Source organism: Variovorax sp. YR634 (genome assembly GCF_900106655.1).
Classification (GTDB): domain Bacteria; phylum Pseudomonadota; class Gammaproteobacteria; order Burkholderiales; family Burkholderiaceae_C; genus Variovorax.
The window spans coordinates 1-14,722 of sequence record NZ_FNOL01000037.1 but is presented as its reverse complement, the minus strand read 5'-3'; the positions used below and the strand labels follow the sequence as shown (position 1 = coordinate 14,722).

14 protein-coding genes are annotated in these 14,722 nt (G+C 64.9%); 10 read left to right on the top strand and 4 right to left on the bottom strand.

Annotated elements, in window-relative coordinates; genetic code table 11:
- Positions 1-14 precede the first annotated feature (14 nt).
- The 5 genes from BLV60_RS32900 (at position 15) to BLV60_RS32880 (ending at position 4,997) form a co-directional block, all read left to right on the top strand.
- The gene (locus BLV60_RS32900) at positions 15-878 is read left to right on the top strand and encodes a creatininase family protein (protein ID WP_093059840.1); all 864 of its coding nucleotides are present in this window, start codon (positions 15-17) and stop codon (positions 876-878) included.
- An 87-nt stretch (positions 879-965) separates the two neighbouring features.
- Positions 966-1,949 carry an ABC transporter substrate-binding protein gene (locus tag BLV60_RS32895; protein WP_093059838.1) on the top strand — a complete coding sequence of 328 codons (984 nt, stop codon included), beginning with the start codon at positions 966-968 and terminating at the stop codon, positions 1,947-1,949.
- Between the two features lie 16 nt (positions 1,950-1,965).
- Entirely contained in the window at positions 1,966-2,796 is an 831-nt protein-coding gene (locus tag BLV60_RS32890) for an ABC transporter ATP-binding protein (protein ID WP_093059836.1), read from the top strand.
- The gene (locus tag BLV60_RS32885; protein WP_176929071.1) at positions 2,793-3,605 is read left to right on the top strand and encodes an ABC transporter permease; all 813 of its coding nucleotides are present in this window, start codon (positions 2,793-2,795) and stop codon (positions 3,603-3,605) included. Before BLV60_RS32890 ends, BLV60_RS32885 begins: the two co-directional genes overlap by 4 nt.
- Positions 3,606-3,614: 9 nt before the next feature.
- The gene (locus BLV60_RS32880) at positions 3,615-4,997 is read left to right on the top strand and encodes an FAD-binding oxidoreductase (protein ID WP_093059834.1); all 1,383 of its coding nucleotides are present in this window, start codon (positions 3,615-3,617) and stop codon (positions 4,995-4,997) included.
- 3 nt (positions 4,998-5,000) lie between these two features.
- Here BLV60_RS32880 and lnt read toward each other — a convergent pair whose 3' ends face one another.
- The 4 genes from lnt to BLV60_RS32860 form a co-directional block, all read right to left on the bottom strand.
- A complete protein-coding gene (gene lnt, locus BLV60_RS32875; RefSeq protein ID WP_093059832.1) occupies positions 5,001-6,566 on the bottom strand; it encodes an apolipoprotein N-acyltransferase in 1,566 nt (521 codons plus the stop codon).
- A complete protein-coding gene (locus BLV60_RS32870) occupies positions 6,566-7,444 on the bottom strand; it encodes an HlyC/CorC family transporter (protein WP_007836122.1) in 879 nt (292 codons plus the stop codon). Before BLV60_RS32870 ends, lnt begins: the two co-directional genes overlap by 1 nt.
- Before the next feature lie 99 nt (positions 7,445-7,543).
- Entirely contained in the window at positions 7,544-8,272 is a 729-nt protein-coding gene (locus BLV60_RS32865) for a GNAT family N-acetyltransferase (protein WP_093059830.1), read from the bottom strand.
- 108 nt (positions 8,273-8,380) lie between these two features.
- Entirely contained in the window at positions 8,381-8,854 is a 474-nt protein-coding gene (locus BLV60_RS32860; protein WP_093059828.1) for an Lrp/AsnC family transcriptional regulator, read from the bottom strand.
- Positions 8,855-8,998: 144 nt separating this feature from the next.
- Between BLV60_RS32860 and hppD the strand changes: the two genes are divergently transcribed.
- The 5 genes from hppD to BLV60_RS32835 all read left to right on the top strand — a co-directional run bounded on the left by hppD (position 8,999) and on the right by BLV60_RS32835 (position 14,606).
- Positions 8,999-10,126, top strand: a complete 1,128-nt coding sequence (hppD, locus tag BLV60_RS32855; RefSeq protein ID WP_093059826.1) for a 4-hydroxyphenylpyruvate dioxygenase — start codon at positions 8,999-9,001, stop codon at positions 10,124-10,126.
- Between the two features lie 32 nt (positions 10,127-10,158).
- Positions 10,159-10,962 carry a transporter substrate-binding domain-containing protein gene (locus BLV60_RS32850; protein ID WP_093059824.1) on the top strand — a complete coding sequence of 268 codons (804 nt, stop codon included), beginning with the start codon at positions 10,159-10,161 and terminating at the stop codon, positions 10,960-10,962.
- A 15-nt stretch (positions 10,963-10,977) separates the two neighbouring features.
- A complete protein-coding gene (gene phhA, locus BLV60_RS32845; RefSeq protein WP_093059822.1) occupies positions 10,978-11,850 on the top strand; it encodes a phenylalanine 4-monooxygenase in 873 nt (290 codons plus the stop codon).
- A 128-nt stretch (positions 11,851-11,978) separates the two neighbouring features.
- The gene (locus BLV60_RS32840) at positions 11,979-13,673 is read left to right on the top strand and encodes an AMP-binding protein (protein WP_093059820.1); all 1,695 of its coding nucleotides are present in this window, start codon (positions 11,979-11,981) and stop codon (positions 13,671-13,673) included.
- Positions 13,674-14,606, top strand: a complete 933-nt coding sequence (locus tag BLV60_RS32835; RefSeq protein ID WP_093059818.1) for an MBL fold metallo-hydrolase — start codon at positions 13,674-13,676, stop codon at positions 14,604-14,606.
- Positions 14,607-14,722 lie beyond the last annotated feature (116 nt).

Here is a 14,722-nt window from a genome sequence, read left to right as displayed (position 1 = left end):
CACAAGGATTCCCCATGCTCCACGGCTACATCCCGCCCCACCGCTTCCTGCCCTACCTGAGCTGGACTGAAATCGCCGCGCTGCCCGACCGCGAGAACACCGTCATCGTGCTGCCCTGTGGCGCCATCGAGCAGCACGGGCCGCACCTGCCGTGCTCGGTCGACAGCGTGATCTGCTCGGGCGTGATGGGCAAGGCACTGGAGAAGCTGCCCGCCGAGGTGCGCGCCTTCGCGCTGCCGACCATCACTTATGGCAAGTCGGAAGAGCACCTGCATTTCCCCGGCACCATGACGCTCACGGGCACCACGCTGCTGTCGACGGTGATCGAGATCGGCGAGTCGGTGTACCGCTCGGGCTTTCGCAAGCTGCTGTTCGCCAACGGCCACGGCGGCCAGCCACAGGTGCTGGAAATGGCAGCGCGCGAACTGCGCCTGCGTCACGGCGACTTCGTGATCGTGCCGCATGGCGTGTCGCGCCTGCCGAGTGCGGCGAGCAAACAGGTGAGCGAGCAGGAGAAAAAGCTCGCGATGCACGCCGGCCATTCCGAAACCGCGCTGATGCTCGCGCTCGCGCCCGACACGGTGCACATGGAGCGCGCGGTCGCCAACTTTCCGCCGCCCTTCCCGATCAAGCTGCTGTCGGCCGACGGCCGCCCGGCCTGCGCATGGACCGCGCGCGACTTCGGCCCCAGCGGCGTGATCGGCGACCCGACCACCGCCACGCGCGAACAGGGCGAAGCCATTCTCGACACGCTCTCTGACAGCTGGGTGCAGGCGCTGACCGAGCTGTACGCGCTGCGCTGGGTCGTGCGCGAAGAAGCCACCTGGGAGCGCGGCCATCAGCAGGGCTTCATCCAGCAGAGCTTCCAACCGGCCTGAGGTGGGCCTGAGCCCGCTTCTTGCAACGGCCCCTTCGCTTTCTCGCTTCTTCTTCCTTCAACTCCCTGCCCTCTAGAGGTTTCCACCATGCGCTCCTTCGCACTGTCCCTGGCCGGCGCCGCCGCCATCGCCTTCCTCGCCGCCGCGCCCGCGCAGGCCGAGGACAAGTTCACCTACATGACCAACTGGTACGCGCAGGCCGAGCACGGCGGCTTCTACCAGGCAGTGGCGCAGGGCATCTACAAGAAGTACGGCCTCGACGTGACCATCAAGATGGGCGGCCCGCAGGTCAACATCACGCAGATGATGGCCGCCGGCCAGGCCGACTGCATCATGGGTTCGAGCGACATCCAGATGATGCAGGTGCGCGAAGGCGGCGTGCCGGTGGTCAACGTGGCGGCCTTCTTCCAGAAAGATCCGCAGGTGCTGATCGCCCACGACGACGTGAAGAAATTCGAAGACCTGAAGGGCAAGACGCTGCTGATCGGCGCGCAGGCCCAGCGCGGCTACTGGCCCTGGCTGAAGGCCAAGTTCGGCTTCACCGACGAACAGACGCGGCCCTACACCTTCAACATCCAGCCCTTCGTGGCGGACAAGAACACCGCGCAGCAGGGCTACCTGACCTCCGAGCCCTACGCCATCCAGAAAGCAGGCGTGAAGAGCACGGTGCTGATGTTCAGCGACCACGGCTTCCCCGCGTACGCGACCACCGTGTCGTGCATGGATAAAACGGTGAAGGAGCGCAGCAAGCAGGTCGCCGCGTTCGTGAAGGCCTCGGCCGAGGGCTGGAAGAGCTACCTCGCCGACCCGGCGCCCGCCAACGCGCTCATCAAGAAAGACAACCCCAACATGACCGACGACCAGTTGGCCTACAGCGTGGCCAAGCTCAAGGAGATGGGCATGGTCACCGGCGGAGACGCGGCCAAGCTCGGCATTGGCGTGATGACGGATGCGCGCTCCAAGGCGAGCTACGACTTCCTCGTGACCGCGAAGCTGCTCGACCCGGCCAAGGTCGAACTGGCGAAGACCTACACGACCGAGTTCGTGAAAGACGCCAAGGTCCTGCCCTGACAAGCCTCAGCCTTTCATGAATCGCATCGAACCTCACACCCTCGCGCCGCCAACGGCGCCTGCCATGCCCGCGGTGGAAGTGCTCTCGGCCGAGAAGACGTACCCCAACGGCACGCAGGCGCTGCTGCCGGTGGACCTGTCGATCGCCGAGGGCGAATTCGTCACGCTGCTGGGCCCCTCGGGCTGCGGCAAGAGCACGCTGCTGAAGATGGTGGCGGGCATGCTCGAACCCAGCGACGGCCGGCTGCTGGTGTGGCGCAGGCCCGTGGCGCAGCTTCACGATTGCCCGCACAAGCTTTCCTTCGTGTTCCAGTCGCCCACACTGATGCCGTGGGCCAGCGTGCGGACCAACGTGCGCCTGCCGCTTGACCTGGCCGGCGTGCCGCGCAAGGAGGCCGATGCGCGGGTGATGGAATCGCTTGCGCTGGTGGGACTCGAGAAGTTTGCCGATGCGCTGCCGCGTGCGCTCTCGGGCGGCATGCAGATGCGCGTGTCGATTGCGCGCGGCCTCGTCACGCAGCCCGACCTGCTATTGATGGACGAGCCCTTCGGTGCACTCGACGAAATCACGCGCCACAAGCTCGATGCCGACCTGCTGGAGCTGTGGCGCAAGAAGAAGCTCACGGTGATCTTCGTGACGCACTCGATTCACGAGGCGGTGTTTTTGTCGAGCCGCGTGGTGATGATGGCCGCGCGGCCGGGCCGCGTGGTGGAAGAGTTCCGCATCGACGAACCCTATCCGCGCAGCGCCGACTTCATGGTGACGCCCGAGTTCGCGCGCTACGCCAAGCGGCTGCAGGACAGCCTGCTGCGCGCCAGCAGCGCCGACGAGGAGACCGCGCGATGACGAAAGTGAAAGCCACGCCCCTGCTGAACCAGCCGCGCGTACAACGCGTGCTCTACCCGGTGCTGATCGGCGTGGTGCTGATCGCGCTGTGGCAATGGATGGTGGTGGCGATGGAGCTGCCGCCTTACCTCGTGCCCTCGCCCTACCTGATGATGCAGACGCTGGTGACCGACTGGGCGCCGCTGGGCAATGCGCTGCTGGTCACACTGAAGATCACGGTGCTGTCGTTCCTGCTGGCCACCGTGGCGGGGGTGCTGATCTCGTTCCTGTTCGTGCAGAGCAAGCGCATCGAGACCGCGCTCTTTCCGTACGCGGTGCTGCTGCAGGTGACGCCCATCGTGGCGGTGGCGCCGCTGATCATCATCTGGGTGAAGAACCCCGTGGCCGCCATGACGGTGTGCGCGGCGCTGGTGGCGCTGTTCCCGATCATCAGCAACACCACGCTCGGCCTGCGCAGCATCGACCCCGATCTGCAGAGCTACTTCAAGCTGAACCGCGCGACGCGCTGGCAGCAGCTGGTGCGGCTGCGCATTCCGAGCGCACTGCCGTACTTCTTCGGCGGGCTGCGCATTTCAAGCGGCCTTGCGCTGATCGGCGCGGTGGTAGCGGAGTTCGTGGCCGGCACAGGCGGCTCGGGCGCGGGGCTCGCGTATCAGATCCTGCAGGCGGGCTTCCAGCTGAACATTCCGCGCATGTTCGCGGCCCTGCTGCTCATTTCTCTGACCGGTGTCGCGCTCTTCGTGCTGATGGCCTGGCTGACCAAGCTGGCGCTGGGCTCGTGGCATGCGAGCGAACTTTCCCAGGATTGAACCTTGACCATGAATGCTCCCACCCTCACGCTCGACAGCGCCATCGAGCAGTTGCTGCTTGAACTGCCCGATCTCGACTGGATCACCGATGAAAGCCGCGTCACACGGCTGTCGCAAGACTTCTCCTGGTTCAGCCCCGTCCTCACGCGCCAGCTGAAAGACAAGCGCGCCGACGTGGTCGTGCGCCCGCGCACCGAGGAAGAGATTCGCGCGGTGGTCGGTGCCTGCGCGCGCCGCTGCGTGCCGATCACCATCCGCGGAAGCGGCACCGGCAACTACGGCCAGACCACGCCGCTGGCCGGCGGCGTGGTGCTCGACATGACGGGCTACAACACCTGTCTGTGGGTACGGCCCGGCGTGGCGCGGGCGCAGGCCGGCATCCGCCTGGGCGAGCTGGAGAAGCAGACGAAGCCCACGGGGCAGGAGATGCGCTGCGTGCCCTCGACCTACCGAAGCGCGACGCTGGGTGGCCTGTTCGGCGGCGGCTTCGGCGGCGTGGGCTCGATCAACTATGGGCCGCTGGGCGCGCCGGGCAATGTGCTCGGCATTCGCGCGATGACCATCGAGGCCGAGCCTCAAGTGGTTGAACTGCGCGGCGCCGAGGCGATGCGCATGCACCACCTGTGGGGCACCAACGGCCTCGTGCTGGAGCTGGAGATCGCGCTGGCGCCCGCGCATCCATGGCTCGAAACGCTGGTGACTTTCGACGACTTCGAGAACGCACTGAACTTCGCGGACAAGCTCGCGCACGCGCCGGGCATCATCAAGCGCGGCATCTCCTTCTTCGCAGCGCCGATCTCCGACCACCTCGCGCAGCTGGCCGCGCACCTGCCGAAGGGCTGCCACACGGTGCTGTCGCTGGTGGCCGAGTCGAGCGAGCCCGCGATGATGCTGTTGGTAGAAGCGCACGGCGGTACCGTGAGCTACCGCAAGACGGCGGACGAGGTGCAGAAGAGCAACCGCACGCTGATGGAGTTCACCTGGAACCACACGACGCTGCACGCGCTGAAGGTCGACCCGACGCTGACCTACCTGCAGAGCGGGTTCATTCCCGGCAAGCATGTCGAACAGGTCATCGAGATGGAGAAGCTGCTGGGCGGCGAGGTGATGATGCACATCGAGTTCCTGCGCAACGTGGCGGGGCTCATGACCTGCAGCGGGCTGCAGCTGGTGCGCTTCAGCACTGAAGAGCGGTTGAACGAGATCATCGATATCCACCGCGCGCGCCAGGTGCACATCAACAACCCGCACGTGAACATCGTGGAAGACGGCAAGGCCGGCGGGCCGTTGCCGCCCGAAGTCATCGCGGTGAAGAAGCGCTTCGACCCGATGGGCCTGCTGAACCCGGGCAAGCTGCGCGACTGGCCGGTGAAGGCTGCACCGGCCGCCTGAGATTCAGCGTCGGCGGCGGCCTTGCACGAAGGCTGCTGCCACGATGGCCATCGCCAATATCCACAGCGGCCAGAGGCCGAATGGCGCCACCCAGCGCGCATAGGGCGTGAGCCCGCGCCGGCCTTCGACGCTGGCTTCGAGCACGCCGCGCGTGAGGCGCGGCAGTTCGTGCGTCACTCGGCCTTCGGCATCGATCACGACCGTGGCGCCGGTGTTGGTGGAGCGCACCATCGGCCGCGCGAACTCGAGGGCGCGCATGCGCGAGATCGACAGGTGCTCGTCGATGGCGACCGAGTCGCCGAACCACGCGATGTTGCTCACGTTGAGCAGGATGGTGGGTGCAGTGGCCTCGTCGCGGAAGTTCGAGCCGATCTCATCACCGAACAAGTCTTCGTAGCAGATGTTCGGCGCAATGCGCTGGCCCTGCCAGACGAAAGGCGCCTGCGCGAGCCCGCCGCGTTCGAAGTCGCCGAGCGGGATGTTCATCATCTGGATGAACCAGCGGAAGCCCAGTGGAATGAACTCGCCGAAAGGCACAAGGTGGTGCTTGCTGTACGTGTAGGGCTGCGCAGCGCCGGGCTGGAAGCCGAGCACCGAGTTGCTGTAGCTGCCTTGCCCGCCCATCGGCAGGCCGACGATGGCGGCTTGCGTGCCCTGGCTGTAGCGCGCCTGGATCGCATCGAGGTAGCCGGCCGGCAACTGCTGCGGCAGCAGCGGCAAGGCGGTTTCGGGCGTCACGACGAGCGAGGCCCTGGCATCGCGCAACTGTTCGCCGTACCAGCGCAGCGCAGTTTCGATGCCGCCGCCGGGGATGAATTTCTCGTCTTGCGGGATGTTGCCCTGCAGGAGCGCGACCTGGAGCTTGCCGGTCGAACCCTTGGCGCCCTGAACGTCACCATTCAGTTGTGGCACTAAGTGCGGCACCGCGAACACCAGCGCGATCAGCACCAGCCCCTGCGCAAGCTCCAGGCCGCGAACGGGTCGATGCAGCGCGACCAGCGCAACGACCAGCGCAGCCGCGGCACCGATGCCGTAGACACCGACCCACGGCGCGAGCGCGGCCAGCGGACCTTCGACATGCGCATAGCCGCCAGCGCCCCACGGAAAGCCCGTGAACCAGCTGCCGCGCACAAGCTCGGCCAACGTCCACAGCGCAGCGAAGACGAGCGCGCCCGTTACCCGCCCCTTCGGACCGCGCACCACGAACCAGGCAGCAGCCACGGCGTAGTACAGCCCGAGCGCTGCGGCCAGTGCCAGCACGGCGATGGCCGCGAGCGGCGCCGGCAGCCCGCCGTAGGTGTGCATCGAAATGAAGAGCCACCAGAAGCTGCCGGTGAGCCAGGCGGTGGAGAACAGCCAGCCATGCAGGCCGGCCCGACGCCAGCCCGCGCCCTGCGCCCACAGGCCGTCGAGCAGCCACACGAACGCACCGAGCGACAGCAGCTGCAGCCACCACAGCGGCTTGCCGCCCACGGGCGAAGCCATCGAAAGCGCCTGCGCGAGCCCGGCGACACCGAAGCCGAGCAGGCGGAACAGGTTGGCGGAAGAGGAAGCCGGCGCGCCGCGCATCAGTCGGCCGCGTCGCCGCCGCGGGCCGGGGACACCTTGAACCAGCGCACCGCGCCGCCCTTGGTGTGCAGCACCACGAAGTCGAAGCCGCCGATCGCATGGTGCTCGCCGCGCTTGGGCACGTGGCCCATCTCGTGCGCGATCAGGCCGCCGATGGTGTCGAAGTCTTCGCTGAGCTGTTCTTCGTCGAAGACGATGCCGAAGGCCTCGGCCACGCGCTCGATGGGCGTGTCGCCCGAAACACGGTAGGTGTGGTCGGCAAGGCCGAAGATGTCGCCCTCGTCTTCCGCAATGTCGAACTCGTCCTCGATCTCGCCGACGATCTGCTCGAGCACGTCCTCGATGGTGATGAGCCCAGCCACGCGGCCAAACTCGTCGATGACGATGGCCAAGTGGTTGCGGTTGCCGCGGAACTCGCGCAGCAGGTCGTTCAGGCCCTTGCTCTCGGGCACGAAGGTGGCCGGGCGCAGCAGCGCGCGGATGTTCAGGCCCGGCGCGCGCTGCAGCTTGAGCAGGTCTTTCGCGAGCAGGATGCCGATGATGTTTTCTTTTTCGCCCTCGTACACCGGGAAGCGCGAGTGCGCGGTGTCGATGATGAGGTGCAGCAGTGCATCGAACGGCGCGTCGATGTTCACCAGGTCCATGCGCGGCGCGGCGACCATGACGTCGCCGGCGGTCATGTCGGCCATGCGCAGCACGCCTTCGAGCATCACGCGCGACTCTGCGCCGATCACCTCGTTGTCCTCGGCGTCCGCCAGGGTTTCGATCAGCTCGTCGCGCGAGTCGGGACCGGGGTGGATGAATTCGGCGAGCTTCTGGAGAAAGCCGCGCTTGTCTTCCCGTTCAACGGGAGCGCGTTCAGGGTGAGGGTCGGCCACTGCGGGAGGGCTTAGTTGAGGAGGGACAAGGATACCGGATTGCGTGTGACACGCTCTACCCCACAGCCGGCATAAGCCGGTTGGAGGCGCCGCGTTCCCTCAGGGAGCCGATTTTTTTCGGGCGTCGCGCATGCCGCTGCGCACTTCCTGCAGGCTGGCCAGGAAGGCCCAGAACTGCTTGGCGCGGCTCTTGAGCGCGAAGTCGACCGCGGCGTAGTGCTCCAGGGCGATTTCGCTCATGCGGCTGTCGAAGGTGGCGCTGGGCAGCTCCAGGTGGGCTTCAGCTTCGGAGCCGCTGCGCACCACGGTGGCGCCGGCGTTGCGGGCGATCTTCAGCATGGCGGCGTTTTCGCTCAGCGCATGGATGAAGAGCATGCCCACGCCTTCGTTGCGGGCCACGACCACGGCGCGCTCGAACAGGCGGGCGCCGTAGCCCCGGCCACGAGCGTGCGCCGAAACCGACACGCCGAATTCGGCGCAGTCGCTGTGCTCATCGCCGGGCGCGAAGGCCAGGTGCGCCATCGCGATCAGGTCGAGGCGGCGGTTGTAGATGCCGAAGAGCTCGTCGCGCTCGAAATCGAGGCTGTCGACGTAGCGCTGGACCTGTTCGTCGGCCGCCGCGTAGCCGAAGCGCAGGTAGCGGTCGTGCGGGGTGAGTTCGAGCAGGTGGCGGGCGATGCGCTCCCGTTCGCGCGGGCCGATCGAGCGGATCGGCACCATGACGGGTTGAGGCGCGCTGACGGCGCGTGGTTGCGCTTCAACCATCGGCGCTTTCAGGAAAGAGCCGAGGCCGAGAGACGCTTTGAGAAGGGTCTTGGCGGTAAGCATGGCTCAAATGTAAGGGTTTTCCCTTAAACAACAAGTCCACAGGGTCAATCGCGGGACACATTCGTGAACCAGTACCGAGGGACGTGGCGCTCACGCAACCAGATGTAGCTAAACCGGAACAGCTGTTGTGGCTTTGACACGGTCCAGCACGAAGCTGGTCTTGCAGTCTTCCACGCTGGGGTGCTTGAGCAGGGTGTCCATGATGAAGCGGCTGTAGTGGGCCATGTCGGCCACCACGACGCGCAGCAGGTAGTCCATGTCGCCGGTGAGCGCGGCGCACTCAACCACCTCCGGCCAGGTCTGCACGCTGGCGCGGAACAGGTCCATCGGGTTGCGCTTGTGGGTCTCGGTGTGCTTTTCGAGCCGCACGTTGAGGTAGGCGGTCAGCCCCAGGCCGATGGCTTCGGGCTGGACCAGGGCCACGTAGCGGTCGATCACGCGGTGTTCTTCCAGGCGCTTGACCCGCCGCAGCACGGCGCTGGGCGACAGGCTCACCTGCTCCGCGATCTGGTCGTAGGTTGCGCGCCCGTCTGCTTGCAGCGTGCGCAGAATCATCCTATCAATCTTGTCCAGAGCTTCCATTTCATCATTCTTGCAGTTTTACTGCGCAAGAGCCACCATGAGCGCCCGGAAACGCAGAAAACCTGAGAGGCATCCACCCTACATTGCATGACCGGCCGATTTAGCGCCTTATTCATTCAATTTCCACCCCACCGGAGACCGCACATGAGCCAAGCCGACGCACCCGCCTTCACGCCCTGGGAGAACCCCATGGGCACCGACGGCTTCGAATTCATCGAGTACGCGGCACCCGATCCGGTCGCCATGGGCAAGGTGTTCGAACGCATGGGCTTCAAGGCCGTGGCCAAGCACCGCCACAAGAACGTGCTGCTGTACCGCCAGGGCACGATCAACTTCATCCTGAACGCGGAGCCCGATTCCTTCGCGCAGAAGTTCGCTCGCGAGCACGGTCCGAGCGTGTGCGCCATCGCCTTCCGCGTGCAGGATGCCAAGCAAGCCTACGAACGCGCCACGGCACTCGGCGCATGGGGTTTTGCCGATAAGGCCGGTCCCGGCGAACTGAACATTCCCGCCATCAAGGGCATCGGCGACAGCCTGATCTATCTGGTGGACCGCTGGCCCGGCAAGAACGGCGCGAAGCCCGGCGACATCGGCAACATCGGCTTCTACGACGTCGACTTCGAGGCATTGCCAGGCGTTGCGCCGGAACAGGCGCTTTCGCCGTTCGGCAACGGCCTGACCTACATCGACCACCTGACGCACAACGTGTATCGCGGCCGCATGAACGTCTGGGCCGGCTTCTACGAAAAGCTCTTCAACTTCCGCGAGATCAAATACTTCGACATCGAAGGCCAGGTGACGGGCGTGAAGAGCAAGGCCATGACCAGCCCCTGCGGCAAGATTCGCATTCCGATCAACGAAGAGGGCAAGGAACAGGCTGGCCAGATCCAGGAGTATCTGGACATGTACCGAGGCGAAGGCATCCAGCACATCGCGATGGGCTCGGACGATCTCTACAGCACGGTCGACGCGCTGCGCACCAACGGCGTGACGCTGCTCGACACCATCGACACGTACTACGAGCTGGTCGACAAGCGCATCCCTGGCCACGGCGAGAGCGTGGAAGAGCTGCAAAAGCGCAAGATCCTGATCGACGGCAAGAAGGACGCGCTGCTGCTGCAGATCTTCAGCGAGAACCAACTGGGCCCGATCTTCTTCGAGTTCATCCAGCGCAAGGGCGACGACGGCTTCGGCAACGGCAACTTCAAGGCGCTGTTCGAAAGCATCGAGCTTGACCAGATGCGCCGCGGCGTGCTGAGCGCCGCAAAATAAGGGCCCCTTCCCTTATTGCTTCTGGAGCCCGCATGCGCAGCTTTACGTCTTCAATCGGTTTGACCTTCATCGCGGCAGCTGCCGCCGTTCTTTCGGGTTGTGCCATGGCTCCGGCGGCCGCGCCGGTGGCCGGCTCGCACCTCGATGCGGTGCAGAAGGCCGCGGTGCTGCGCATCTGCACGCCGGGCGATTACAAGCCCTTCAGCTTCCAGAAGACGGACGGCGCCTTCGAGGGCATCGACGTCGACCTGATGACTGGCTTCAGCGCCAGCCTCGGCGCGAAGCCCGAGTGGGTCAAGACCACCTGGGCCAACCTGCTGCCCGACCTGAGCGCCGGCAAGTGCGACATCGCCGTGGGCGGCGTGTCGGTCACCACCGACAGGCAGAAGCGCGCCTTCTTCAGCGCCCCCTACATGGTCAACGGCAAGACGCCCATTGCGCGCTGCGCGGACGTGTCCAAGTACCAGAGCGTGGCCGCCATCGACAAGCCGTCGGTGCGCGTCATCTTCAACCCGGGCGGCAGCAACGAACGCTTCGCCCGGACCAATTTCAAGCAGGCCAAGCTCACGCTGCACGGCGAGAACGTGACGATCTTCGACGAGATCCTCGCCAACCGCGCCGACGTGTTCGTGACCGAAGCGGCCGAGGCCATCACGCAGCAGAAGCTCAAGCCGGGCCTGTGCGCGATCAACCCCGACAAGCCGCTGCAGTACGGCGAAATGGCCTGGATGCTGCCGCGCGACGACGTGGCCTTCAAGTCGTATGTCGACCAATGGCTGCACCTGCAGCAAGCCGGCGGCGACTTCCAGCGCACGATGGACCGCTGGCTCAAGTAACTCAAGACCGATCTCATGGAAACCCCTGCCGCTGTTGTCACCCCTGCCGTCTACGGCGCCTCGGACCGCCCGCCCCGCGGCGACTACTCGCGCGGCGGCGCGGTGCTGGCCGACTACACCTGCCCGCAGGACTGGGCCAGCTATACAGAGGCCGATCACGACACGTACCGCCGGCTCTATGAGCGCCAGGCAGCGCAGTTGCCGGGGCTGGCCTGCGACGCCTTCATCAAGGCACTGCCTTCGCTCGGCGTGAAGGACCGCATCCCGCGCTTCGAGGAACTCAACGAACGGCTGCACCGCGCAACGGGCTGGGAGATCGTGGCGGTGCCGGGGCTGATTCCGGAGCTGCCGTTCTTCACGCTGCTCGCGAACCGCAAGTTTCCGGTGACCGACTGGATCCGCAAGCCCGAAGAGTTCGACTACATCGTCGAGCCCGACGTGTTTCATGACCTGTTCGGCCACGTGCCGATGCTGTTCGACCCGACCTTCGCCGATTACGTGCAGCGCTACGGCGCAGGCGGCATCAAGGCGCACGAACTGGGCGCTGGCGAGAAGCTCGCGCGGCTCTACTGGTACACGGTGGAGTTCGGGCTGATCCGCCAGCCAGACGGCCTGCGCGCTTACGGCGCCGGCATCCTGAGCTCGGTGGGCGAGCTGAAGCACGCGGTGCTCAGCGACGAGCCGCGCCGGCTGCCGCTGGACCTGCTGCGCACCATGCGCACGCGCTACAAGATCGACACCTACCAGGCCAACTACTTCGTGATCGACAGCTTTGCGCAGCTGTTCGACTTCACGGCGCCCGACTTCACGCCGTTGTACGAGTCACTGAAGGTCGCATCCGATATCGAAGCCGGGGTGCTGCTACGGGGCGAATCGGGCAAGGCCTGAATTCCTGAAGGGTTGTGAGTCGCGCCGCGCAGCTATCGCGCGCGCGACAGCACACACCCGCCCCCTAGGACAAGCCCGCTGGCGGCGGAGGCGCACTGCCTCCCACAATCCGCGCCAAAGGAGCTTGCATGCAGACAACATCCGCGCAACAAAACTATCCGGCCGGCGTACCGCACGAAATCAATCCCGAGCAGTACCGTTCATTGCCTCACATGTTCGACGAGGCCTTCGGTCGTTATGCCGATCGACCGTTCTCGGTCTGCATGGAGCGCTGGATGTCCTACGGGGAGCTCGACACGCTGTCGAAGGCAATGGGCGCCTGGCTTCAGTCGCGCGGGCTCGAGCCTGGGGCGCGCGTAGCGATCATGCTGCCCAACATTCCGCAGTTTGCGGTCACCATGTGCGGCGTGCTTCGTGCGGGCTACACCTGCGTCAACGTCAATCCGCTGTACACGGCGCGGGAGCTGGAGCACCAGCTGAAGGACTCCGGGGCAACGGCCATCGTCATCCTCGAGAACTTCGCGGCAACGCTTGAAAAGGTGATCGAGCGCACGCCCGTGAAGCATGTGGTCATGACGTCGATGGGCGACCTGCTGGGTGGGTTGTACGGCGCGTGGATCACTGTGGCGGTGCGCCATCTGGCGAAGCTCGTGCCGGCCTACAAGTTGCCGTTGAGCGATGGGCGCACGGTGACGCCCTTCACCCAGGCCATCTCCGAAGGACGCGGCCGCACGCTGGGGCCCGATCAGAGCACGCTCGATTCGATCGCGTTCCTGCAGTACACGGGCGGCACGACCGGCCTGTCGAAAGGCGCGGTGCTGACCCATCGCAACATCGTAGCGGCAACGCTGCAGGCCGAGGCCTGGTTCACGCCGGCGCTGTCGCGCGCCGGTGACCTCGCGAAGGTCAACAGCATCGCGGCGCTGCCGCTGTATCACATCTTCGCGCTGACGCTGTGCCTGCTGGTGATCCGCCAGGGTTCGCACATGACGCTGATCCCGAACCCGCGGGACTTCAACAAGTTCATTGCTGTGCTGAAGAAGCGGCCGTTCCACATGCTGCCGGCGGTGAACACGCTGTTCAATGCGCTATTGATGCACCCAGAGTTCAAATCGATCGACTTCTCGACGCTGTTCGTTTCGCAGGCGGGCGGCATGGCGGCCTCGGAAGGCACGGCGCGCAAGTGGTTCGAGGCCACCGGCTGTCCGATGATCGAAGGCTGGGGCATGAGTGAGACCTGCGCGATCGGGACGAACAATCCGGTATCGAACACCAGGTTCACCGGGACGATCGGGCTGCCATTGCCCAGCATTGAGATCGCGATCAAGGACGATGACGGAAATTCGCTGCCGATTGGCCAGTCTGGCGAGCTCTGCATCAAGGGGCCGAACGTGATGACGGGCTACTACAACCAGCCCGCCGAGACTGCAGCAGCGTTCACCACGGACGGCTTCATGCGCACCGGCGACATTGCCGTGATGCAGGAAGACGGCTACAGCCGCATCGTCGACCGCAAGAAAGACATGATTCTGGTGAGCGGCTTCAACGTGTTCCCGAACGAACTCGAGAACGTGATTTCGTTGTGCCCTGGCGTTGTGGAGTGCGCGGCGGTGGGTGTGCCTGATGAGAAGCAGGGCGAGGCCATCAAGGTTTTCGTGGTCCGCAGGGATCCGACGCTGACCGAAGATGCCGTGCTCCAGTACTGTCACTCGCAGCTCACGGGCTACAAGCGGCCGAAGCACATCGAGTTCCGGGAATCGCTGCCGAAAACCAATGTGGGGAAGATCCTGCGCCGTGAGCTTCGCACCGCTGCAGTCGCCTGAATGAGTCATTCGTCGGCGAGCGCCGAACTGCCAGCGAATGTCATTGTGTTCGAGCGAGGATGGTTGTCTTCGAACAATGTTCTGTTCGTGGGCGATGAAGAGACGGCTGTGGTCGATACGGGGTATGCGACGCATGCCGATCAGACCTTGGCCTTGGTCGAATCAGTACTGAAGGAGCGGCCGCTTGATCGCATCCTGAATACGCATCTCCATAGCGACCATTGCGGGGGGAACGCGGCGCTGCAGGCGCGCTATCCGTTGGCTCGCACGGACATTCCGCCAGGCGAGGCTGCACTGGTGGAGCGTTGGGATCAGCGCGGCTTGAGCTTCCTGGCGACGGGGCAGACGTGCCCGCGATTTGGCTTTACGGGGTTGCTGCAGCCCGGGACGGAATGCGTGCTCGGGGACAGGCCGTGGCAGGTGCATGCCGCACCGGGCCACGATCCTCATTCGGTCATTTTGTTCGACGCGGAATCACGGACGCTGATTTCAGCGGATGCCTTGTGGGAGAACGGATTTGGCATTGCGTTTCCCGAGCTGGCCGGCGAACCGTCGTTCGCAGATGTGGGCGCTACGTTGGATCTGATTGGGGAGCTTGCACCGAAGCAGGTGATCCCGGGGCATGGCGCTGTTTTCGATGACGTCGATAAGGCTTTGTCCATCGCGCGTCGGCGGCTCGATGGCTTGCAGCGCGATCCCGTGAAACACGCACGGCACGCCATCAAGGTGTTGATGAAGTTCAAGCTGCTGGAGGTGCAATCGATCTCTGTCGCGGATTGGGATGCCTGGTTGCAAAGCACCGCTTATCTCGAAGCCATTCGATCGCGCTTTTTCGGTGCTGTCGATTTAGATCAATTGACTAAGGAGATCTTGGCGGAATTGGTTGCTGCAGGCGCAGCTGAGATGAGCACTCCAGGTATTCGCAATACCTAATTCGCTTCCTGATTGAGCCCCCCAAAGCAAAAACCCCCAGTCATTTCTGACTGGGGGTTTCTGGGCTGTAAGAGCCTGACGATGACCTACTTTCACACGGGAACCCGCACTATCAT